The sequence below is a fragment of the Streptomyces sp. NBC_00631 genome (genome assembly GCF_045206895.1).
Lineage (GTDB): Bacteria > Actinomycetota > Actinomycetes > Streptomycetales > Streptomycetaceae > Streptomyces.
Window position 1 is genome coordinate 5483458 of sequence record NZ_CP107734.1, and the last position, 21154, is coordinate 5504611.

The 21154-nt window shown below is 71.2% G+C and carries 18 protein-coding genes, 1 tRNA gene and 2 pseudogenes; 6 read left to right on the plus strand and 15 right to left on the minus strand.

The annotated features are described in order from the left end of the window. Positions 1-224: 224 nt before the first annotated feature. Positions 225-4319, plus strand: a complete 4095-nt coding sequence (locus tag OHB00_RS25145; protein WP_406437768.1) for a PAS domain-containing protein — start codon at positions 225-227, stop codon at positions 4317-4319. Positions 4320-4445: 126 nt separating this feature from the next. Here OHB00_RS25145 and OHB00_RS25150 read toward each other — a convergent pair whose 3' ends face one another. The 8 genes from OHB00_RS25150 to OHB00_RS25185 all read right to left on the minus strand — a co-directional run bounded on the left by OHB00_RS25150 (position 4446) and on the right by OHB00_RS25185 (position 12323). Then, entirely contained in the window at positions 4446-6089 is a 1644-nt protein-coding gene (locus OHB00_RS25150; protein WP_406445972.1) for a long-chain fatty acid--CoA ligase, read from the minus strand. A gap of 135 nt (positions 6090-6224) precedes the next feature. Further along, complete coding sequence (locus OHB00_RS25155; protein ID WP_406437770.1) at positions 6225-6794, minus strand: SigE family RNA polymerase sigma factor; 570 nt, start codon at positions 6792-6794, stop codon at positions 6225-6227. 194 nt (positions 6795-6988) lie between these two features. Continuing rightward, a complete protein-coding gene (locus OHB00_RS25160) occupies positions 6989-8155 on the minus strand; it encodes a lipid-transfer protein (protein ID WP_406437772.1) in 1167 nt (388 codons plus the stop codon). Then, complete coding sequence (locus tag OHB00_RS25165) at positions 8152-8604, minus strand: MaoC family dehydratase (protein WP_406437774.1); 453 nt, start codon at positions 8602-8604, stop codon at positions 8152-8154. Before OHB00_RS25165 ends, OHB00_RS25160 begins: the two co-directional genes overlap by 4 nt. After that, the gene (locus OHB00_RS25170) at positions 8594-9664 is read right to left on the minus strand and encodes an acyl-CoA dehydrogenase family protein (RefSeq protein ID WP_406437776.1); all 1071 of its coding nucleotides are present in this window, start codon (positions 9662-9664) and stop codon (positions 8594-8596) included. Before OHB00_RS25170 ends, OHB00_RS25165 begins: the two co-directional genes overlap by 11 nt. 1 nt (position 9665) lies before the next feature. Beyond that, positions 9666-10622: a bifunctional MaoC family dehydratase N-terminal/OB-fold nucleic acid binding domain-containing protein gene (locus OHB00_RS25175; RefSeq protein ID WP_406445974.1), complete on the minus strand. Its 957-nt coding sequence runs from the start codon at positions 10620-10622 to the stop codon at positions 9666-9668. Beyond that, a complete protein-coding gene (locus OHB00_RS25180) occupies positions 10600-11787 on the minus strand; it encodes an acyl-CoA dehydrogenase family protein (RefSeq protein ID WP_406437778.1) in 1188 nt (395 codons plus the stop codon). The genes OHB00_RS25175 and OHB00_RS25180 overlap by 23 nt, the downstream gene beginning before the upstream one ends. A gap of 218 nt (positions 11788-12005) precedes the next feature. Next, on the minus strand, positions 12006-12323 hold the full coding sequence (locus OHB00_RS25185; RefSeq protein ID WP_406437780.1) for a hypothetical protein: 318 nt from the start codon (positions 12321-12323) through the stop codon (positions 12006-12008). A gap of 372 nt (positions 12324-12695) precedes the next feature. Between OHB00_RS25185 and OHB00_RS25190 the strand changes: the two genes are divergently transcribed. Further along, positions 12696-13571 (plus strand): bifunctional DNA primase/polymerase, encoded by an 876-nt coding sequence (locus OHB00_RS25190; protein WP_406437782.1) that lies wholly within the window; start codon positions 12696-12698, stop codon positions 13569-13571. Positions 13572-13614: 43 nt separating this feature from the next. Further along, positions 13615-14049: a hypothetical protein gene (locus OHB00_RS25195; protein WP_406437784.1), complete on the plus strand. Its 435-nt coding sequence runs from the start codon at positions 13615-13617 to the stop codon at positions 14047-14049. A gap of 53 nt (positions 14050-14102) precedes the next feature. Here the strand turns inward: OHB00_RS25195 and OHB00_RS25200 are convergent, their stop codons facing one another. After that, the gene (locus tag OHB00_RS25200) at positions 14103-14981 is read right to left on the minus strand and encodes a GNAT family N-acetyltransferase (RefSeq protein WP_406437786.1); all 879 of its coding nucleotides are present in this window, start codon (positions 14979-14981) and stop codon (positions 14103-14105) included. A gap of 57 nt (positions 14982-15038) precedes the next feature. Between OHB00_RS25200 and OHB00_RS25205 the strand changes: the two are divergent. Next, positions 15039-15125, plus strand: a pseudogene (locus OHB00_RS25205) (GntR family transcriptional regulator); the annotation flags it as partial. A gap of 232 nt (positions 15126-15357) precedes the next feature. Here the strand turns inward: OHB00_RS25205 and OHB00_RS25210 are convergent. The 5 genes and pseudogenes from OHB00_RS25210 to OHB00_RS25230 all read right to left on the minus strand — a co-directional run. Further along, positions 15358-16095: pseudogene (locus OHB00_RS25210) on the minus strand (tyrosine-type recombinase/integrase); the annotation flags it as partial. A 303-nt stretch (positions 16096-16398) separates the two neighbouring features. Next, the gene (locus OHB00_RS25215; RefSeq protein ID WP_406437788.1) at positions 16399-17022 is read right to left on the minus strand and encodes a hypothetical protein; all 624 of its coding nucleotides are present in this window, start codon (positions 17020-17022) and stop codon (positions 16399-16401) included. Positions 17023-17059: 37 nt separating this feature from the next. Then, complete coding sequence (locus tag OHB00_RS25220) at positions 17060-17704, minus strand: DUF6000 family protein (RefSeq protein WP_406437789.1); 645 nt, start codon at positions 17702-17704, stop codon at positions 17060-17062. 853 nt (positions 17705-18557) lie between these two features. Next, positions 18558-18872 carry a hypothetical protein gene (locus tag OHB00_RS25225; protein ID WP_406437790.1) on the minus strand — a complete coding sequence of 105 codons (315 nt, stop codon included), beginning with the start codon at positions 18870-18872 and terminating at the stop codon, positions 18558-18560. Between the two features lie 593 nt (positions 18873-19465). Then, positions 19466-19744 (minus strand): hypothetical protein, encoded by a 279-nt coding sequence (locus OHB00_RS25230; protein ID WP_366357908.1) that lies wholly within the window; start codon positions 19742-19744, stop codon positions 19466-19468. A 78-nt stretch (positions 19745-19822) separates the two neighbouring features. Between OHB00_RS25230 and OHB00_RS25235 the strand changes: the two genes are divergently transcribed. After that, positions 19823-20578 (plus strand): GntR family transcriptional regulator, encoded by a 756-nt coding sequence (locus tag OHB00_RS25235; RefSeq protein WP_406437792.1) that lies wholly within the window; start codon positions 19823-19825, stop codon positions 20576-20578. Positions 20579-20619: 41 nt separating this feature from the next. Further along, positions 20620-20898, plus strand: a complete 279-nt coding sequence (locus OHB00_RS25240; RefSeq protein WP_406437794.1) for a hypothetical protein — start codon at positions 20620-20622, stop codon at positions 20896-20898. Positions 20899-21035: 137 nt separating this feature from the next. Here the strand turns inward: OHB00_RS25240 and OHB00_RS25245 are convergent. Next, positions 21036-21120: transfer RNA gene (locus tag OHB00_RS25245), tRNA-Ser, on the minus strand. Positions 21121-21154 lie beyond the last annotated feature (34 nt).

Sequence of the window (21154 nt, forward strand, 5' to 3'; positions counted from 1 at the left end):
GTTTCAGAGGGGCGGCTCCGCTTGCGTAAAAGGCTCGCGAAGGTATGGCGGAGGTGAGGCGTGTCGGTCACATGTTCGCCGTCACTTCGTCGTGCGACCTCCCTCTCATCCGGCGTCGCGAGCGCAACCGGTGCCTTTAGACTCCCTCGCGTGACACGTCGCGGGCCGGTTGGCAAGATGGCCCGAACGGTCGGCAAGGTGCGGTAACAGGGAGGAAGCGTCTCGTGAGCAGCAGGCCATCCCGAGGCGCTGCTCGCCTCGCAGCCATACTGGACGCGCTGCCGGATGCGTTGGTGCTGGTCAACGCCAACGGCACCGTCGTCAACGCGAACACCATCGCCCTGGAGGCTTTCGAGGCGCCGGGTACCGCGCTGGTCGGACGAGGGCTGCTCGATCTGCTGCCGGAGTTCGACTCACGGCTGATCCCGGGGTCGATGCGGCGGCCCGACCACATGGATCCGCGCGGGCGGACCAAGCCGACCCGGATGGTGGCGCGGCGGACGGACGGGACCGAGTTCCCCGTCGAGGTCACCAGCGCCAATCTGGAGAACGGGCAGCAGGCGTACGACGGTTACGGCTACAGCGGCGACGAGCTGCTGATGCTGGTCGTCCGCGACCTGACCGGCACCGTGGACACCGAGGCCGAGCTGGCCCGCTCGCAGCGGCAGACCGAGATGATCCTGCGGGCGGCGAGCGAGGGTGTCGTAGGGACGGACACGGACGGACGGATCGTCCTCGTGAATCCCGCCGCCGCTCAGATACTGGGTTACCGGGCCGGTGAGCTGGGCGGCAAGGAGCTGCACAACCTCGTGCTGCACTCGCGCGCCGACGGCTCGCCCTTCCCGTACGCCGAGTCGCCGCTCGCCGACACCCTGCGCTCCGGTCGCAAGCACCGGGTGCGCGGGCAGGTGCTGTGGGCCAAGGGCGACAAGAAGGTGCCGGTCGACCTGACGACCGCGCCGGTGCGCGACGGCGACCAGCTGGTCGGCGCCGTGATGACGTTCACCGACCGGCGACCGTACGACTCCGTCGTCGACGAGAAGGCGGCCCTGGAGAAGGCGCACGCCGACGAGCTGGAGCGGCTCTCCGAGGAGCACGCCTCCGACCTGACCGCGCTGCGGCAGAAGCACGTCACCGAGGTGGAGGAGCTGCTCGAACGGCACGCCGAGGAACTGGCGGCCGACGAGGACCGGTACGCGGCCCTCGGCGAGCGCGAGAAGGACCGGTACGAGGCCCTCGCCGGGCGGCACGAGCAGCTTCTGACGCTGCTCGCGCAGTCACTGCGCGGCCCCCTCGACGAGCTGCGCCGGGAACTGGCCGCGCTCGCCGCCGACGACGCCGGGCAGCTGTGGCCCGAGGCCAACCAGGTGCTCCACCACCTTTCGGCCGGTTACTCGCGGATCACCCAGCTCATCGACAACGTGCTCGGGTACCAGCGGCTGGACGCGGGGACCGAGGACATCACCCGGACGAAGGTCATGCTCGACGCCGTCGTCGCCGCGGGCGTGGACGGGGCGGTGGAGCTGATCGGGCCCGGGCGGGTGCAGTTCGCCGTGCACGCGCCGCCCATCGAGGCCGAGGTGGACCCGCAGCGGCTCGCCGTCGCGCTCGCGCATCTCATCGCGGACGTGGCCGGTGTGGACGCGACCGGCAACGCGCCCGTCTCGGCGGGCGGCTACATGGACAACACGGTGGTGGTCGCGGCGGCGCAGCGCGGCGAGGTCGTCCGTATCGAGGTGCGCGGGCCGTACGCCGGGGGCGACCCGGTGCACGAGCCGATCGTGCGCGGGATCGTACGGGCCCACGGTGGGGTGCTGCAGACCCACGAGGTGCCGGGGATGAGCGGCAGCGCGTTCGTGCTGGAGGTGCCGATCGGGGGCGGCGCCGGCGCGGTGCCCCCGCCGCCCGGTACCGAGATCGCCATGGTCGCCGCCGCCGACGAGACCGGTGCCGGTGCACGGCGGCGGGCCCGGCGGTCCTCCGTGGACGCCTTCCTGGAGAGCGACGTGCCCGGCGAGGCCGGCGGCGAGGGCGAGGTCCCGGTCACGCCGACCGGGCGGCGGCGACGGCGTGCCGCCGAGGCGGCGGACGGCACGGAGAGCGGGCCCGCCGCCATCGAGAGCGCGGAGTCGGCGTCCGGCGGTACCGGACGGCGGCGTGGGCGCCCGGCCGACGGTGACCCGGGGGTCTCCGAGGGTGCCGTGATGACGGCGGCCGAGCAGGGCGCCGGAGCGGCCGCCTCGGGTACGGGGCTGGGTGGCACCGTTCCGCCGCAGGGCGTACCCGTACCGGCGTCGGGACGGCGCGCCCGGCGTGAGCCCGACGAGCGTCAGGCGCTGCCGCCCGCGCTGCCCTCGGTCCCCTCCGACCCTGCGGCCGACGAGGCGCAGAGCGGCGGGCGACGGCGCCGCGCGCTGGCCGCCGCGGCCGAGCGAGCCGAGCGGGCCGAGCAGCAGCAGGCGGGGCCTCGCCCGGTCTTCGCGCTGCCGCCCGCCGACGCCGACCGCGCACCCGAGCCGGTCGCGGCCGTCGAGGAGGCGGGCGACGAGGGCCGGCACGACGCCGTGGCGCACGACCAGGCCGAGGACCACACGCCGCCGCAGCCGCACCCGACCAACGCGCCGACCGGCCGTCGGCGGCGGGCCGTGGGCCAGCCCGCGGCGGAGCACACTCCGGCCGTTCCCGACGGGTCGCCTGTGCCGACGGTGCCCGCGCAGGCGGCCGCGCCCGGACAGCCGGTGCAGCAGGTACAGCCCGGACAGCCCGGACAGCCGCAGAGCATTCCCGTGCAGGCCGGCCCGGCGGCACAGGTCGTCGCGCCGGCCGGTATCCCCGTCGCCCAGGCGGCCGGCGGGCAGCAGCCCGGACCGGTGGGGCAGGGCCAGCCCGTACTTCCGGGTCCGCAGGCGCTGCCGGGCGCGGCGGCCGTACCGGCGCAGACACCGCCGCAGCCGCAGGGGGCCGTTCCGGCTCCCGCCCAGTCGGTGCCGCTTCCGCTTCCGGCGGAGGCCGCGCCGACGGCCGCCCCCGTGCCGCAGCAGTGGCCCGGCGCCGACCACGCCCCTGCCACCCCGCAACCGGCCCGTGCCGCCCAGCCGTTGCCCGCCGAGGCGACGGCGACGCCGGCCCAGGCACCGGCACCGGCACCGGCACCGCCGGCGGTACCGGTCGACCCGGACTCCACGCAGGGCCGGGCGTTCAGCGTGCGCACACTGGGGCAGGGGGTGCCGTTCTCACGGCAGGCCGCGCAGGTGCAGCAGCCGACGGCGACCCCGCCCCCGCACCAGCCGGGCGGCAACGGCCGGCGCCGGAAGCTGGGCACGCCCCCGGACCCGGGCACGCGTGCCGAACAGCCGCAGCCCGAGCAGTCGGCCCGGCCGCATCCGCAGGCCGAGCAGCCGGTCGCCGCCCAGCCGCTGCCGCAGCCGTCGCCGGCCGGGCAGTCCCGGCTGGCGGGAGCCATCGACGACGCCGGACGGTCGTACGCGATAGGCGCACCGGACGTGAACGCCGCCGAGGGCCCGGAGCCGCTGGACGGTCCGGGCGGGGCGATCGAGGTCGCGGACCCGCCGCGCCCGCAGCCGATGGACGACGAACTGCCTCCGGAGCCGCTGGACAACCCGCGCCGGCTGCTGGTGTGGCCGGCGCCGGACGTCACCACCCAGCAGGCGCTGAGCGACCGCGGCTACCGGCCGGTGATCGTGAACTCCCGTGACGAGGTCGACGCGCAGATCGCCGCGTTCCCGGCGGCGCTGTTCGTGGACCCGCTGACCGGGCCGATCACGCGGACCGCGCTGCAGTCGCTGCGGCAGGCGGCGGTGGCGGCCGAGGTGCCGGTGATGGTCACGGCGGGGCTGGGACAGGCGACGCGTGAGGCGGCGTACGGCGCCGATCCCGCCGTCCTGCTGAAGGCGCTCGCGCCCAGGGACAGCGAGCAGCATCCGCCGCGGGTGCTGCTGATCGAGGAACACGCGGAGATCGCGCTCGCGCTGACCTCGACGCTGGAGCGGCGCGGGATGCAGGTGGCGCGGGCGGCGAGCGACGCGGACGCGGTGACGCTGGCGGGGCAGTTGCGGCCGAACCTGGTGGTGATGGACCTGATGCAGGTGCACCGCCGACAGGCCGGGATCATCGACTGGCTGCGGGCGAACGGGCAGTTGAACCGGACGCCGCTGGTCGTCTACACGGCGGCCGTGGATCAGGCGGATCTGCCGAGGCTGGCGTCGGGGGAGACGGTGCTGTTCCTGGCGGAGCGGTCGACGAGCAACGAGGTGCAGAGCCGGATCGTGGATCTGCTGGCCCGGATCGGTACGAACTGAGAGCGCCCTTCGGGGAACTGCCGCCCCTCGGCCGCGGGTTGTCCGTGGCTGGTCGCGCCCGCGGGGCGGCAGCCGCAGATCGACTGCCGCCCCGCGCCCCTTACGGGGCGCCTCAGTGCGGGTCGCTCACAGGCTGGTGACGTCCAGCTCCCCGTCGGCGTACTGCCTCCTGAGGACCTTCTTGTCGAACTTGCCCACGCTCGTCTTCGGCACCGACTCGATCACCGTCCAGCGTTCCGGCAGCTGCCACTTGGCGATCTTGCCTTCCTCGGCGAGGAAGACGCGCAGGGTCTCGAAGGTGGCCGTGGAGCCCTCACGCAGGACGACCGTGGCCAGCGGGCGCTCGCCCCACTTCTCGTCCGGTACGGCCACGACCGCGGCTTCGGCGACGTCCGGGTGGGACATCAGCGCGTTCTCCAGTTCGACCGAGGAGATCCACTCACCGCCGGACTTGATGACGTCCTTCGCGCGGTCGGTGAGGGTGAGGAAGCCGTCGGCGGAGATGGTGCCGACGTCACCGGTCTTCAGCCAGCCGTCCTCGCTGAACTTGTCGGCGGGGCGAAGGGGTTCGGCGTCGGGACCGTTGTAGTAGGCGCCCGCGATCCAGGGGCCGCGCACCTCCAGCTCGCCCGCCGACTCGCCGTCCCAGGGGAGGCGTTCGCCGGCTGGGCCGCTGAGCCGGGCCTCGACGGACGTGGGGAAACGGCCCTGCGTGAGGCGGTACGCGAACTCCTCGTCCGTACCGACCACATGGGCCGGCGGGCGGGCGATGGTGCCGAGCGGGGAGGTCTCCGTCATGCCCCAGGCGTGGCAGACCCGCATGCCCAGCTTGTCGAAGGCCGTCATGAGCGAGGGCGGGCAGGCGGCGCCGCCGATGGTGACCTGGGTGAGGGAGGAGACGTCCCGGGGGCGGGCGGTGAGCTCGCCGAGCAGGCCCTGCCAGATGGTGGGGACCGCGGCCGCGTGCGTGGGGCGCTCGCGCTCGATCATCTCGGCGAGCGGGCCGGGCTGGAGGAAACGGTCCGGCATCAGCAGGTTGACGCCGGTCATGAAGGTGGCGTGCGGCAGGCCCCAGGCATTGACGTGGAACTGCGGTACGACGACCAGGGAGGTGTCCTGGTCGGTCAGGCCCATCGACTGGGCCATGTTGACCTGCATGGAATGCAGGTAGATCGAACGGTGGCTGTACACCACGCCCTTGGGGTCGCCGGTGGTGCCGGAGGTGTAGCACATGGCGGCTGCCCGGCGTTCGTCGAGCTCCGGCCAGTCGTAGCCGGTCGGCTTGCCGGCGATGAGCTCCTCGTACTCGTGCACGGCCGGGGTCGCGCCGTCGAGGAGGGAACGGTCGCCCGGACCGGAGACCACGATGTGCTCGACGGTCGGCAGCTTGGACAGCAACGGCGCGATCATCGGGATCAGCGAGCCGTTGACGACGACGACCTTGTCCGCCGCGTGGTTGACGATCCAGACCAGCTGCTCGGCGGGCAGGCGGAGGTTGAGGGTGTGCAGGACCGCGCCCATGGCGGGAATCGCGAAGTACGCCTCGGTGTGTTCCGCGTTGTTCCACATCAGGGTGGCCACACGGTCGTCGCCCCGGACCCCGAGGTCGTCCCGCAGGGCGTGCGCCAGCTGGGCGGCCCGGTCGCCGATCCCGGCGAAGCTGCGGCGGTGCGGCTCGCCCTCGCCCGTCCAGGTGGTGACCTGTGACGCGCCGTGAATCCTCGACCCGTGGGTCAGGATCCTTGAGATCAGCAGCGGTACGTCCTGCATGGTGCTCAGCACGGCGTCCTCCCGGGGGGCGACATTGCCTACTCGGCGGTAAAGGGGCTGCGCTGATTCTGCGCACATACCAATCGGTATGTCACTAGGAGAAAGCCAACAAAGCCCGTCCGGCCGCCCCGGCCGCTATCGCGCGAGGTCCAGCTCAGGGTCCTCGCGCAGCTTGCCGAGCGCACGCGACACGGCCGACTTCACCGTGCCCACCGACACCCCGAGCACCTCGGCCGTCTGCACCTCACTCAGGTCCTCGTAGTACCGCAGCACGACCATCGCCCGCTGCCGCGCGGGCAGTTTCGTGATCGCCCGCCACATCGCGTCGTGCAGCGCCTGCCGCTCGGCCGGGTCGTCCTCGCCACCCACCGGCTCGGGCTCGGGCATCTCGTCGCAGACGAACTCGTCGACCCGGCGCTTGCGCCACTGCGAGGTCCGCGTGTTCAGCAGGGCCCGGCGCACATAGCCGTCGAGCGCCCGGTGGTCCTCGATCCGCTCCCAGGCCACGTACGTCTTGGCGAGCGCGGTCTGGAGAAGGTCCTCGGCGTCGCTCGGGTTCGCGGTCAGCGACCGGGCGGTGCGCAGCAGGACCGGCTGGCGGGCCCTGACGTACGACGCGAACGACGGATACGGGCGGGTGTGTGCGCGGGTCTGCCTCGCCGAAACAGCGGCGTCCGAAGCGCTGGTGCAGACGGGTGTGGTCATGGCTCCACGCTATGAGCGAGCGAGGTCACGGCGGATCGGCCGCAGGTCCCGAAGCCGACTCCCCCTCAGGTTGTAGGGGTGGGGCTGCCTACACCTCCTGAAGGTGGAGTACGGATGCAGAACTCCTGCGGGTTTACCCCTGAGGGGGGAGTACGACGGGGGTCGCGACCTCACCCCTCCGAGGCCAGGAGACCTCAGTTGTCCGAGGTCAGGACCAGTCCGGACGTCGGTACGCCCGTCCCCGCCGTCACCAGGACCCGGTGCGCCCCGGGTATCCGGTTCACGGCCGTGCCGCGCAACTGACGCACCCCCTCCGCCACCCCGTTCATCCCGTGCAGGTACGCCTCACCGAGCTGTCCCCCGTGCGTGTTCAGCGGCAGCCGCGCCTCGGCCACGAAGTCCGCCGCCTCGCCGGGACCGCAGAACCCGAACTCCTCCAGCTGCATCAGCACGAACGGGGTGAAGTGGTCGTACAGGATCCCCACGTCGATGTCGGCCGGGGCGAGTCCGCTGGTGCGCCAGAGCTGGCGGGCCACCACGCCCATCTCCGGCAGTCCGGTCAGGTCGTCCCGGTAGAAGCTGGTCATCTGCTCCTGGGCCCGGCCGGCGCCCTGCGCGGCCGCCGCGATCACGGCCGGCGGACGCGGCAGATCGCGCGCGCGCTCCACCGACGTGACGACGACGGCCTGTCCGCCGTCCGTCTCCTGGCAGCAGTCCAGCAGACGGAGCGGCTCGACGATCCAGCGGGACGCCGCGTGGTCCGCGAGGGTGATGGGGCGGCCGTGGAAGTAGGCGGCCGGGTTCGTCGCCGCGTACCCGCGGTCCACCACCGCCACGTGCCCGAACGCCTCCGGGGTCAGCCCGTACGTGTGCAGGTAGCGCTGCGCCGCCATCGCCACCCAGGACGCCGGGGTGAGCAGCCCGAACGGCAGCACCCAGCCGAGCGCCACGCCCTCCGCCGACGGCTCCCGGTGCTGCACGCCCGAGCCGAAGCGGCGGCCCGATCTCTCGTTGAAGGCCCGGTAGCAGACCACCACCTCGGCGATCCCGGCCGCCACGGCGAGGGCCGCCTGCTGGACGGTCGCGCAGGCCGCGCCGCCGCCGTAGTGGACGCGGGAGAAGAAGGACAGCTCGCCGATCCCGCAGGCCTGGGCCACGGTGATCTCCGGGCTGGTGTCCATCGTGAACGTCACCATCCCGTCCACGTCCGCCGGAGTGAGCCCCGCGTCGTCCAGCGCGGCCCGCACCGCCTCCGCCGCCAGCCGCAGTTCGCTGCGCCCCGAGTCCTTGGAGAACTCGGTCGCCCCGATCCCCACGATCGCCGCCCGCCCGCCGAGCGAGTCCCGGCCCCGCACGCTCATGAGTCCACCTCGTCGGTGACCGTGACCCCGTCCTCGGCGCTTTCGGTGAGGGCGACGGTCACCGTGCCGGTCACGTGGTTCCCGATGCTGTTGGCGCCGACCACGCGGATGGTCACCATGCCGGTCTCGTCGTCCAGCTCCTCGATCCGGCCGGTCAGCACCATCGTGTCTCCGGGGTAGTTGGGCGCGCCCAGCCGGATGGCGACCTTGCGGAGCTCTGCCGTGGGGCCGAAGAAGTCGGTGATGTACCGGCCGACCAGGCCGTTCGTCGTCAGGATGTTCATGAAGATGTCCGGCGAGCCCTTGCGGCGGGCCAGTTCGGCGTCGTGGTGCACGTCCTGGTAGTCCCGGGACGCGATCGCCCCCGCCACGATCAGCGTCCGGGTGATCGGGATCTCCAGCGCCGGCAGCTCGGTGCCCACGCCCGGCCGCGTCGTCTCAACTCCCACTCGCGATCAACTCCCCCAGCTCCTGTAGTACTTCGCCGCCACTGCCCAGATACGCGTCCAGTTGCCGGCCCCACAGGAAGTGCCGGTGCACCGGGTGGTCGACGTCGGCGCCCGCGCCACCGTGCAGATGCTGGCCCGTGTGCACGACCCGCTGCCCGGCCTCGGACGCCCACCAGGCCGCGGTCAGCGCGTGCGTGGCGTACGGCAGCCCGGTGTCCCGCCGCCAGGCCGCCTCGTACGCCGTCACCCGTATCGCCTCGGTGTCCATGTGGGCGTCGGCGGCACGGAGCTGGACGCCCTGCCGGGTGGCGAGGGGGCGCCCGAACTGCTCGCGGGCGTTGGTGTGGGCCACGGCCCGGGCGAGGGAGCCGGCGCAGACACCCGCCTGGAGTCCGGCGAAGGCGGTGCGGGCGGTGGCCAGGACGTCGGCGTAGGCGTCGGTGCCTGGGGTGGAGCCGGTGTCGGTGCCGGGGCCGGTACCGGGGGCGGGGCCGAGGGGCTCGGCCGGGGCCTCGTCGAGGGTGAGCCGCCCCGCCGACCAGGGCGCGGTCAGCTCGACCTCCTCGACGTCGGTGCCCGCGCCGACCGGGACCAGCCACAGCCGCCGTCCGGCATCGGCGACCAGGACGTGCGTGGCGTCGCGCAGCCAGGGGACGACGGGGACGGTGCCGCTCAACCCGCCGTGCGCCGCGGGCCGTACCGCGGGCTGTGCCGGAAACGCGCCGGTCACCACCACCGAGCCGTCCCCGATCCCCGGCAGCAGCCGCTCCCGCTGTTCGACCGTGCCGTGCGCGGCGATCGCCAGCTGCCCGTACACACAGCTCGCCGCGTAGGGCACCTGGGCCGTGGTGCGCCCCTGTTCTTCGAGAAGCAGCACCAGCCCCAGCAACCCCAGCTCCTCCACCGCGGCCACCAGGCCGGCCGCGGTGAGGGCCTTCCACAGCTCCGGGTCGCTGCCGGTGCCGGCGGCCCGCAGCCGCTCATGGCCGGCGAGGTCGGCGAAGATCCTGGCGGCCAGGTCACGGGCCTCGGCCTGGGCCTCGGTGGGCGTGAAGTCCATGTCAGGCCTCCTCGCCGAGAAGGTCCACGACCCGGAAGACCGGCAGGGTCAGAACGCCGCCCTCGTCCTCGTACCGGCAGAACTCCACCCGTACCGGCAGCCCGATCCGCACCTTGTCGTACGGCACCCCCACCACGTTGCTCACCATCCGCACGCCCTCGGCCAGTTCGATCAGGCCGACCGCGTACGGCGGGGCGAAGGCCGGGAAGGGCGGGTGGTGCATCACGACGTACGAGCAGACCGTGCCCTCGCCGGACGACTCGACCGTGTCCCAGTCGAGGGAACCGCAGGCGTTGCAGCCCGGCAGCCAGGGGTGGCGCAGGGTGCCGCAGTCCGCGCACCGCTGGATGAGGAGGCGCTCCTCGGCCACGCCCTCCCAGAAGCCGGCGTTGTCCCGGTTGACCACCGGGCGGGGGCGCGGCGGCTTGCGCTTCCGGCCGCCCGGCGCGTACTTGAGGACGCGGAAACGGTGGGTGCCGACGAGTTCGCGGCCGACGCGGACGTCCGTGCGGGTGGTGACGAAGTACCCGGTGCCCAGCTTGGTGGTCTTCCGCCCGGACACCGACTCGATCACCGTGTCGAAGGCGACCTCGTCGCCCGGCCGCAGGGCCCTGAGGTACTCCTGCTCGCAGTCGGTGGCGACGATCGAGGTGCAGCCCGCCTCGTCGAGGAGGGCGAGCATCTCGTCGTACGCGCCCGTGCGGGCGGTGTGCCCGGAGAGGCCGCCCATCGTCCAGGCCTGGAGCATGGTGGGCGGGGCGACGGCGCCCGGTCCCTCGTACGCCGGGTTGGTGTCGCCCATCGCCTCGCACCAGTGCCGGATCATGGGCAGGTTGACCGGGTCCCTGCCGGTGCCGGCACGGGCCGCCGACTGCCCCTCGTACACCTTGAGCCGCGCTCCGAGATCATCCGCCGGAGGCCGCGCCCCCGGCTCGTCACTCCCCCCGGCCACTGCCACGGTCGCCACCCCTCCCCGTCCTCCGCATCCCGAGCCGCATCGTCGCGACGATCTCCCGCTGCACCTCGCTCACCCCGCCCCCGAACGTGTTGATCTGCGCCGCCCTGTTGAGCCGCTCCAGCTCGCCGTCCCCGAACGCCCCCGGCGAGCCGGACCGGACCAATGCCGTCTCGCCGACGATCTCCTGACACATGCGATACGTCGCGACTGCCGATTCCGTTCCCGCGAACTTCACCCCGCTGGCCTCCGCGGGGGCCACCCGGCCCGCCCCCGCATCCCCCACCAGACGCCAGCTGAGCAGGCGGTTCGCCGCCAGTCGGGCATGCGCTTCGGCCAGCCGAGAACGCACCCAGGGCTCGTCAACACGGCGCCGCCCGGTCACCGGATCGGGGGTGCGGGCGGCGGTGAGCGCGGCCGCGTAGAAGTCCTCGGCCTGCATGCCGGTCGCGGCGAGGGCCACCCGCTCGTGGTTGAGCTGGTTTGTGATGAGCGACCAGCCGTCGTGCTCGGTGCCGACCAGGTTCCCGGCGGGGACGCGCACGCCGTCGTAGTACGTCGCCGTGGTGACCTGGCCGCCCACCGTCTCGATCGGCGTCCAGGAGAACCCGGCCGTGTCCGTGGGGACCAGGAGGATCGAGATGCCGCGGTGCCTGGGCGCCTCGGGGTCGGTGCGGCAGGCCAGCCAGATCCAGTCGGCGTGCTGGGCGCCGGAGGTGAAGATCTTCTGCCCGTCGATCCGCCAGCCGTCGCCGTCCCGTACCGCCCGGGTGCGCAGCGAGGCCAGGTCGGTGCCGGCGGAGGGTTCGCTGTAGCCGATGGCGAAGACGAGGTCGCCGCGGAGGATGCCGGGCAGGAAGCGGGCCTTCTGCTCCGCGCTGCCGTACTTCATCAGCGTCGGCCCGACGGTGTTCAGGGTGACCATCGAGACGGGGGCACCGGCCCGGTACGCCTCGTCGAAGAACACGAACTGCTCGTCGGCGCCCCGGCCCTGGCCGCCGTACTCGACGGGCCAGCCGAGGCCGAGCAGGCCGTCCGCGCCGATGCGGCGCAGCAGGGCACGGCGTTCGGCGGGGTCCTCGGGGGCGGGCGTCGGGATCAAGCTCCGGAAGTAGGCACGGAGTTCGGCACGCAGCCGTTGCTGGCGTTCGGTGGGAGCCAGATGCATGGTTTCTGACTGTCCGTCAGATACGGCTCACTGTCAAGGTCGAACAGGCCGACGGAGGGGGGTCGGCGGCGGGGCCCGACCGGGGGGCGCCGGGCCCGGCGGGGAGGGACGGCAGGGCCCGGCGGGGTTGGAAAACGCCTGCGCGGCGGTGCCGAAGCACCGCCGCGCGGACGCACTGCCCATCCCCACAGACCACACCCCACGGGCTCAGACGGGGCTTACCACAGCTGGGCGAAGTGGACGGCGACGTTGTCGTTGCCCTGCTGGATCGCGGTCCATGCGGAGCCCTTGACCTGAGCGGTGTTGCTCTGGTTCGAGGCGCCGTTGCCCACCGCGTTCTGCTGGGTGGTGGAGGAGTTGCCGTTGTTGTCGTGGCCGACACCGCTGCCGATGATGCCCGCCGTGCCGACGTTGGCGCTCGATCCGTTGTCCGCGATCGCACCGTTGTCCGCCGCCGCGACACCGGCGAAGAGGGCGGCGGCGAGCGGGAGGGCGGAGACGGCGGCCAGAACGCGGGCGGTACGGATGCTTGCCATGTTGTTTCCTCTCAGACCCGGCTGTGCCGGAAGTACGTCAAGTAATGCTTTTTTCGGGGTAGTTGGCCGACCGCCCCGGTGGTTGTCATCGACGTCGCGAGATCAGAGTTGCCCACCGAATCCCCGGCGAACCAGCCCGGAAGCCGCTATTCCCCCTCAAGCGTGATGACAAGTCGATAAACCCCTTTCACCATCTTTGGTCGACTTCTGCCCCAGCCGTCACCACTCAGGACATCGACTCCCATCAAGCGCCCCAAGGGAAAAACCGTTCCGGCCGCGATCCGCGACCACGCCACCGCCTTCGGCGTGTCCCCCGGCGTGTCACACCGGCCCCCTCTTCCCTTTTTCGAACGCACGTACGAACATGGAGTCATGGCCACCACCGATCGGCAGGCCACGACGCTGGCCCTCGCACACGCCCTGTCAGCCGCCGAGCGCGGCCTGGCAGTCATCCCGCTGTCCCGGACCAAACTCCCGGCCCTGCGCTCCCCGCACCGCCACGAACCGGAACCCGCGCTGCCGCCCTGCCATGGCGAGTGCGGCCGTCCCGGCCACGGGGTGTACGACGCCACCACCGACCCGGCCCGCATCCGCGAGCTGTTCGCCGCGGCGCCCTGGGCGACCGGCTACGGCATCGCCTGCGGGCTGCCCCCGCACGGCCTCATCGGCATCGACCTGGACGTGAAGTCCGGCACGGACGCCACGGCCGCCCTGCGCGAACTGGCCCTGCGGCACCTGTTCACCATCCCGCCGACGGTCGTCGTCCTCACCCCGAGCGGCGGCCGCCACCTCTGGCTCACCGGGCCGCCGGAGGCCGTCGTCCCCAACTCGGCCGGCCGGCTCGCCCCCGGCATCGACATCCGGGGCGCCGGCGGCTACCTCGTCGGCCCCGGCTCCCGCACCGAACACGGCGTCTACGCCACCGCCCCCGGCACCGAACACCTGGTCCCCGCCCCCTGCCCCCCGTCCCTCCTCCGTCTCCTGCTGCCACCCCCGCGCCCGCCCCACCCCGCGACCCACCCCTCGGTCGGCAACCGCGGCCAGGGCCTGGTCCAGTTCGTGCTCTCCGCCCACGAGGGCCAGCGCAACACCCGCCTCTTCTGGGCGGCCTGCCGCGCCTACGAGAACGGCATCGGCCGAGCCCTGCGGGCCCCCCTGATCGACGCGGCGGTCCACACCGGCCTGACGGAACACGAGGCCCGCGCGACGATCGCATCGGCGGCCCGTATGACGGGCCACCGCCCCTGAAAATCGAACGCCCTCAGCCGCCAGACCCCCTAACCTGCCGCGCATGCCCCTGACCCACGTCGTCCTCGCCTCCGGCCGCCCGATCGGCCTCTCGCACCTCCGGCTCTCCTCGACGTACGGCGGGCTACTGGAGGGCTATCCGCACCAGGCCCTCAACGACCGCCGCGTCAAGGGCCTCCTTTCCTCGGCCGCAGCCGCCTTTCCGCACACCCCGACCCATCTGGTCCCACCTCCGCGCGAACACCCCGACGACGGCCACGCGGGCCCCTTCGGCCCGGTCGAGATGCTCCCGCCGGTCGCCTGCATCGGCTCGTTCGAATCCACACCCGTCACCCCGGACACCGATCCGGTCCTGCACCGCTCGTCCCTCACGATCGTCTGGTTCCAGCCCACCCCGCAGCCACCGTCGGGACACGACGCGAACCAAGGGCTGCGGGAGGTCGCCTGGGAGGAGCTGGCGCAGGACCACGAACTCTGAGCTCTGGCGGAGGCCTGCTGAAAGGAGGGCCCCGCCCTCCCATGGATGGCCGGCTACCCCGCAGCCGCCGCACCTGAGAAGTCGTACACACCCCAGTCGGTGAGCCCGGTGTACCCGAGGCGCTGGTAGAGGGCGTTGCTGGTCGGGTTGGACAGGTCCGCGAACAGGACGACGTCCCGTGCGCCCGCGGCCAGCGCGGCCCGGCTCACCTCCGCCGTGACGGCACCCGCGTAGCCGCGGCCGCGGAGGTGGGACGGGGTGTAGACGACGTCCACCTGGATCTGGCCGCCGATCATCGGGTTCAGCCCCGCGACGGAGACGGGCGTGCCGTCCGGGGTCTCCCAGAGCGTGTAGCCCTTGTCGGCGAAGCGGGTGCCGACCCACGTGTCGGCGTCGATGGTGACGTCCTCCCCGACGGCCTTGGCGAACTCACCGCACCAGAACATGGCCTGTTCGAGGTCCCGCTCGCCCAGAACACGGCCCCGGCCGGCCGGCCACGGGTCGGGTGGGGTGAGCGTGCCGAGGCGGTACAGGCGCAACCGCGTGTCACGGAGTCTCGGCGTCGCGCCGGTGCGCCGTTGCCACGCTTCGGCGAACGCGGTGGCCGTGCCGTGGTCCGCGCTGACCGAGGGGACGGAGTGGCCGAGGGCGGCCAGCCGGGCGGCGAGGGAGTCGGCCTGCTCGGGAGTGAGGGGGGAGAGGCCGAAACCGCGGGGCCGGAGGCGGTAGAAGGTGGCGCGGACCTCGTCGGCCCCCTCAAGGACGCCGAAGACGGGGACCTCGGCGCCGAACGCCTCCGCGCCCCGCGCCCGCACCCTCTCGGCCCACGTCAACTGCATGACGTGGAGGCCCGGACGCGAGCGCAGGAAGTCCCCGGCCCTGGAGAGGAAGTCGTCGACGTCGTCGGTCAGGTACCAGTCGGCTGAAGGCATGCCCGATGCTTTCCCCGTCCGACGGCGTACATCCTGACCGCGTGCGTGATGCCGACAAGCCGTGCGGGGCGGCCCGCCGAGACCGTGGACGTCGTCGTCCCCGCCGCCCATTGCGAGATCGTCTACGAGCTCCCCGGCGACCGGTGGGCGACAGCCGTCGAAAACCGCGCCTGCGGCGTGCCCCTTCCGGCCCGACCGGGCGGGAGACCACAACAGCCGAGGAGGAGCCGATACGCCGACGGCCCCCGACCGTCTTGCCTGGTCAGGGGCCGTCCATCACCTGCGGTGGGTGTGGGATTTGAACCCACGGTGACTCTCGCCACGACGGTTTTCAAGATCTTTCGATGATCAAGGGCGGCCGCCTTTCCCCAGCAGGTCAGACGGGTGCGAGCACCCCCGCGGAGCCGTCGTCATCCTCGTCGTGCCCGCTACGTGCCCCAGGGGCGGGGTCGTGCCCGCTGAGCCAGGAGTCGGCCGCCTCGGCGACCTGGTCGTCACGACCAGCGACGGGACGGGCGTAGTGCCGCGTCGTGACGCTCGCGTTCGAATGGCCGAGTCGGTGCGCAGCGGTCATGACGCCGTACCGGTCGGCGACCCACGTGCCGTGCGAGGCCCGGAGATCATGCGGGGTGACGTCGGCCAGCCCGGCCGCCGCGACGGCGGGATCGAAGTACGCCTTACGCCACTGGTTGTAGCGCAGGGGCTTGCCGGCGGGTGTCGTGAAGAGGAGCGCGTCATCACCGCCCGGAAGCGTCTCCAGGTACCGGTCCCGCCGCTTGGCGAGGGACGGCCCGATGCGGAGAAGTCGCTTCTGATGAGACTTCGGGGTGTCGAAGACCAGAGTGCCGTTGGCTTCGGCCAGGTTCTCGTCGACCAGGACGAGGCCGCCGGAGACGTCGATGTCGGCGCGCCGGAGGGCGAAGGCCTCACCGACCCGCAGCCCCGCGTAGGCGAGGAGCGCGATCAGCAGGTCGTGCGGCTTGGCCGCGCTCCGGACGATCCGGGAGGCTTCGAGCGGGGTCAGTATGTGCGGTTCGGTCTGCGGCATCCTGGGCAACTTCACGCCCCGGCAAGGCGTCTGCGGGATCATGTCGTTGTCGACGGCGGACCGCAGCGAGGCACACGCGCGCCGGCGCGGTCGACTGACCCACCATCGTGGCTGACTTTCGTTGGCTGAGGCCCAAACACTCCGGGACTCAGCTCCGCCGTGGGACGTACACGGCGAAGAGACCATGCCATTCGCGTACCAGATCCTGCGGGCAACCATAGGGAACAGCCGGGACTCGCCACAGGTCCGACTGGAGTTCTAACACCACTCCGCAGCAGGTCAACGCAGCACCCCGTAGCCGAAAACCCGAGCTTCCCAAGCTCAGTGCTCGTCTACGTGACCATTCACATGGAAGAGAAGCCACTCAAGCTAGTCCGCGGTGACTCCCAACGACGAGGCCCAGCGGTGCATGGAGCTGACATAGGTGGCGTATCGGGTGGGCCAATGGCGAGTGCCGGCCGCCTTCCAACTGGACCACCCAAGGGCGTTCAGCGAGCGAAAAACCCGGTCATCGAGGATCAAGGCCCGGTCACACGTGGCGTCGCGGTCGTCGACCGCCGCGAACCACTTGGTGAAGAAGGACCGCCCCACCCCGTTGAGGACGAACTGCCGGTAGGCCCCGCTCAGGTCGCCATCTCGGACCGCTTCGCGCGTGGCCCGGAGGACCGTGGGCATGCGGACGTCGGACAGGGCCACTTCGGTGTACCGAGGCCCGCGTCCATTTGTAGTGCCCGAACCCCAGATCATGACGGCTACGAACAGGTCACGCAGGGTGTCGGGATCGTCGCCGACACGGTCACGAAGATGTGTCAGGTCTACTCTGCCGATGAGGCGGTCAGCGCTCGGTCCGTTTGCGCATTCAACGCCGATGTCGAGTACGTGCGCCGCGTCGTGCGGCTCCAGCCGTGAGCGCCACGTTCCTGGGCGGAAGCGCACGGGCTTCTGTTCGCAATCGCCGTAGCGGTCGACGAGCTTGTGAAGCTGCTCCATCATGCTCCCCTCTGGTCATGACAGCGGCGCCGTGTGGTGGCTATCTGCGGCGAAATGTCACACCGTGCCTGCTCTTCTGGCAGTGCTCGGCACTTTCATCAGCGAAAGAGCAGAGCTGGCCGATGAACTCTCGGTAGCTGTCGTGGGCATCGCGGTCTTTCGGGGGCGGCCCTTCGATCCACTGTTGCCAGAGTCCGTTCGGGGTGAGGAACCGGGCCGCGTGGTCGGCACCGAGCTTGGCATCGAGCAACAAGAGCGCGCCGAGGGCGGCCGTCTGGTCGTAGTAGAGGTCATGGCGCGGCAGGTAGCGGTCGAGGTAGGCGACCAGGGGGTCTGCGTCGGCCGAGGTGCCGAAGGTAGCCAGGGCGACACAGTACGCCTGCCCCGCGTACGGCCCTTCACTGGCGAGAAGGAGTTCGCCCAGACGGTCCCGGAACTCGGATCGGCCGGCGACCGCGATCAGCCAAGCTGCCGTCTTGCGCTCGCGCCATCCTCCGTCGAGCAGCAAGCCCAGTTCACGAGGACTGATCTCACCGGCGGCCTGGCCCAGCTTCCGCATGAACTTGGCACGGTCACGCCCACCCATACCGAGAAGAACGCCCCCTAGTTTGAGGTACCGCCGGTCGGGCGTGACGTAGCGGCGGATCAACTTGAGCCGCTCGTCCTCTTCGTCGGTGCCACGCATGGCAGCATCCTCGTGGAAACGAAGCTGTCAGAACAGCAATCTGGCCGGTCGGGCGCCCCAGCCCTGCGTGTTCATCCGTCTCAGTTTCCGTCTCATTCAGCCCCGTTCACGGCTGTTCAGGTGAGACCAAGAGCCGGACGTAGCCCACGAGTGGGCCGCTCATGAACCCAGGTGAACGCCCCTGGACGCGGCCTCACGAGGCACCACCACAGTTGGAAAGCGTGTTAAAGCTGCAAAGCTTCAGCAGGCGTCTGGTCGTGGTGGGCCCGGTTGGGTCTGCCGGACGCCGGTACACGCCACCAGCGTGCTGCTGTCCTCGTCGAGGAACAGCATGAAGATCCAAGATCCGTCGGCAGTCCGGATCTGCCCCAGGCGAACCGGTCGACCGTATAGGTCGAGGCGTTGTACGGCCTGGGCCAAGCCGGAGGTCTCGACGCCCCTCCGAAGGGTGTGACGGAGTCGGCGTCTGTAGACCGTCGCGAGCGACTTGGGTGACGTCGTTCCGTCCCAGACGACGTAAGAAGCGCCGGCGCGGAGTGCAGCCAGAGCGGCCGATGACGTGTCGTCGCCACCGCCCAGCAGCCGTTCGAGCTGTTCCCGTTCCATGACCACACCCCCGGTCGGGATCCTGCTGTACAGCAACGAGGTACAGCAACCCCAGCAACCGGCAGGGACCACCACCGGCCGCCAAGCCCTTCCCCGCAGCCTGTATGACCTCCAATGACCGATCTCTGTAGAGCTACGGATCAGAAGATTTGCTCAGTAAGACGACCGGCTTGGTCTCCAGCGGGTCGTCTCACCTAGCTTTCGGTTCCATGTGCTCGGTCAGCAACAGGACTTCGACGCCGCGGTGTTATAGGTCGAAGTCGGCATTCGTATTTTGTCCGACTGCGCGACAGCGTCCACGACTTGTGGCCACGCGCAACACGTCCCGCAAAGCGCCAGCCAACTGTGCGGCGAGGAGGCTCAGCTGCTCCTCTTTCGCAGTCCCGTCATCCAGTACCGAAGCCGCTTGCTCCAGCAGCTCGGATGCCATACCGAGTTGAATCGACTCGATGTGGTCCGCGAGGCGAGACATGAAGCCTTCCGAGTCATCGGTGTTCAGGTAGCAAGGCTTACCCTCCGGCCCCACCCACGGAAGAAGCCTTAGCCCGCTGCGTGCCGTCATCCCTGCGCCTGCCTCTCGATCACTGATGTTGGATGCCGACTGACCACCAGAGTCCCCGGCGCTCACCACTGGGACGCCCCGGGAACGGATGGTGCGGACGTCGAGTGGCACGAGCAGTCACACGCTTCGTAGATCAGTGGGACGTCGACTGGTGCCGAAGCCGGAGAGGACTCCGCGCACTCGTGGTGCGTTCCGACGCGGCAGGCAGCTGAGCGGTATGGGGCGGCCGAAGCGTCCAGGTCGCCCGGCTGCTGTTGCGGGGGCATCAGCCAACCCCCAGAAGGACGGACCTCACGTCGCCCGACGCATCACCGGTCACGACATCCACCGAGTGCTGTCCTACGCGCTTCTCCCACGCCAGCAAGTAAGGGCGCACAAGCGGGGTGTCCTCGCCTCTGAGCAAGCCGTGGTGGCCCGTCCGGTCGGAGACCATTCCCAGAGCGACCGTTGGCCCGTCAACAGGCGCGGAGGTAACACAGGCAGCTGGCAGTCGAGGCGGCGCTAAGCAGCGGCGGTGCCTGCCCCTGGGGACGTACCGCGCCCTGGTGCGGTCGACGGCGCGGCGGATACGGTTGAGCACGCTGAATCAGCTCCTATCGCTGATGGCTCGGTCCCCCGGCATCGCCCGCCGTGGGGACCGCTTTGCGTACGACCGCCCAGAGGGTGCGGCCGCTCAGGCTGGTGGCGTGGAGCCCGAACCGATCGGCTTCGGCCACCACCTCCAGGACCTCCCTCCACGACTCGGTGGAGAGCGATTCCGGTAACTCCGCTTCGACCGACGTGAAGCCGGCGCGTTCCTCCACGCGCGTGGGGAGCCCGACGGCGGACAGCCGGGCGGCGATGGCCGCCGCGCTAACTCCCGAAGCGGGCACAGGGCAGCCTCCGTCACCAGCGATCACTTTCAGTGAAGCTAGTTAACTAGATTAGAGCTAGTGGACTAGATTTTCCACATGTCTGAGCAGCCGCCTTACCTCCGCATCGCCGACGAACTCCGGCGGCGGATCGCGGAGCATGTGTGGGAGCCAGGGGATCGCCTTCCCTCCCGCGCGCAGATCGGCCAGGAGTGCGGCGTGGGCGAGAACGTCGTCCGCCGGGCGCAGGAACTGCTGATCTCACAGGGCGTGCTGGAAGGGCGAGCCGGATCGGGTACGTACGTCGCCGAGCCCCGGCAACGCGTGCGGGTCGTCCGGTCCTCGGCGCGCGAGCAACCCCACGGGTCGCCGTTCCGCGCGGACATGAAGGCCCTCGGCAAGCAGGGGGACTGGGAGAGCCGGACCGACGCCAAGGTCCCCGCTCCCGCCGACATCGCCGCACGGCTGGGCATCGCCGAAGGCGACCTGTGCGTGCGGACCGCGTACGAATTCCTGGCCGACGGCAGGCCCGTGCAGCTGTCCACCAGTTGGGAGCCCTACGACCTCACGGCCGGCACCCTCGTCGTCCTCCCTGAGGGAGGCCCGCACGCCGGGACCGGAGTCGTGAACCGCATGGCCGCCATCGGGATCAGCGTCAGCCACGCCGTGGAGCAGCCCGAGCCCAGGCAGGCGACCGCCGAGGAGGCATCGCTCCTCGGCATCCAGAAGGCCGCTCTCGTCACCCACATCCGGCGGACCTACTACAGCGACCAGGGACGGCCCGTGGAGACCGCGGACATCATCGTGCCCGCCGCTCACTGCGAGATCGTCTACGAGATTCCGATCACCCGATAGCGAGGGCCCCTACGACGAGGCCCGTGAGGCACGATGCTGAGATGACCGGAGATCAGCAGCCACCCAAAGACGTGGCGATCCTCAAGGTGCTCCAAGACCGGGACGGACTTGCCTCGGAGGTGGTGCTGGGTGATGGCACGAGGCTAACCGTCTTCAACATCGCCTGGGGATATGACTTTGGAGACGAGTACGCCCACGTCACTACCAATATCAGCCCGGGTGTCGCGGGCAGTCCTGTCGACCTCTTCAGCACCAACTCCGTCGCGGCCATCTACGACCCCGTAGACGACGCGGAACTGTTTCGATCTCCTCTCGCATGATCGTCTGTGCAGTCCCGCCCGTGCCCCTTCCGTGCCCGATAGAGCGGGAAACCAGGGGGAACAGCGGTGTCCGGCGGGGAGCGGACACGCCAACGGCCCCCGACCGTCATACCTGGTCAGGGGCCGTTCGCGTCATGCGGTGGGTGTGGGATTTGAACCCACGGTGACTCTCGCCACGACGGTTTTCAAGACCGTTCCCTTAGGCCGCTCGGGCAACCCACCCCGCGCCGACCGAGATCGGCGCGGGGAACAGAGT

Coding starts and splice junctions, on each gene's coding strand:
- OHB00_RS25150 (WP_406445972.1), bottom strand. CDS start 6,089: ATGCAGGACGTACCGCTGCTGATCTCAAGGATCCTGACCCACGGGTCG.
- OHB00_RS25155 (WP_406437770.1), bottom strand. CDS start 6,794: ATGACCACACCCGTCTGCACCAGCGCTTCGGACGCCGCTGTTTCGGCG.
- OHB00_RS25160 (WP_406437772.1), bottom strand. CDS start 8,155: ATGAGCGTGCGGGGCCGGGACTCGCTCGGCGGGCGGGCGGCGATCGTG.
- OHB00_RS25170 (WP_406437776.1), bottom strand. CDS start 9,664: ATGGACTTCACGCCCACCGAGGCCCAGGCCGAGGCCCGTGACCTGGCC.
- OHB00_RS25180 (WP_406437778.1), bottom strand. CDS start 11,787: ATGCATCTGGCTCCCACCGAACGCCAGCAACGGCTGCGTGCCGAACTC.
- OHB00_RS25185 (WP_406437780.1), bottom strand. CDS start 12,323: ATGGCAAGCATCCGTACCGCCCGCGTTCTGGCCGCCGTCTCCGCCCTC.
- OHB00_RS25190 (WP_406437782.1), top strand. CDS start 12,696: ATGGCCACCACCGATCGGCAGGCCACGACGCTGGCCCTCGCACACGCC.
- OHB00_RS25195 (WP_406437784.1), top strand. CDS start 13,615: ATGCCCCTGACCCACGTCGTCCTCGCCTCCGGCCGCCCGATCGGCCTC.
- OHB00_RS25200 (WP_406437786.1), bottom strand. CDS start 14,981: ATGCCTTCAGCCGACTGGTACCTGACCGACGACGTCGACGACTTCCTC.
- OHB00_RS25215 (WP_406437788.1), bottom strand. CDS start 17,022: ATGATGGAGCAGCTTCACAAGCTCGTCGACCGCTACGGCGATTGCGAA.
- OHB00_RS25220 (WP_406437789.1), bottom strand. CDS start 17,704: ATGCGTGGCACCGACGAAGAGGACGAGCGGCTCAAGTTGATCCGCCGC.
- OHB00_RS25225 (WP_406437790.1), bottom strand. CDS start 18,872: ATGACGGCACGCAGCGGGCTAAGGCTTCTTCCGTGGGTGGGGCCGGAG.
- OHB00_RS25235 (WP_406437792.1), top strand. CDS start 19,823: ATGTCTGAGCAGCCGCCTTACCTCCGCATCGCCGACGAACTCCGGCGG.
- OHB00_RS25240 (WP_406437794.1), top strand. CDS start 20,620: ATGACCGGAGATCAGCAGCCACCCAAAGACGTGGCGATCCTCAAGGTG.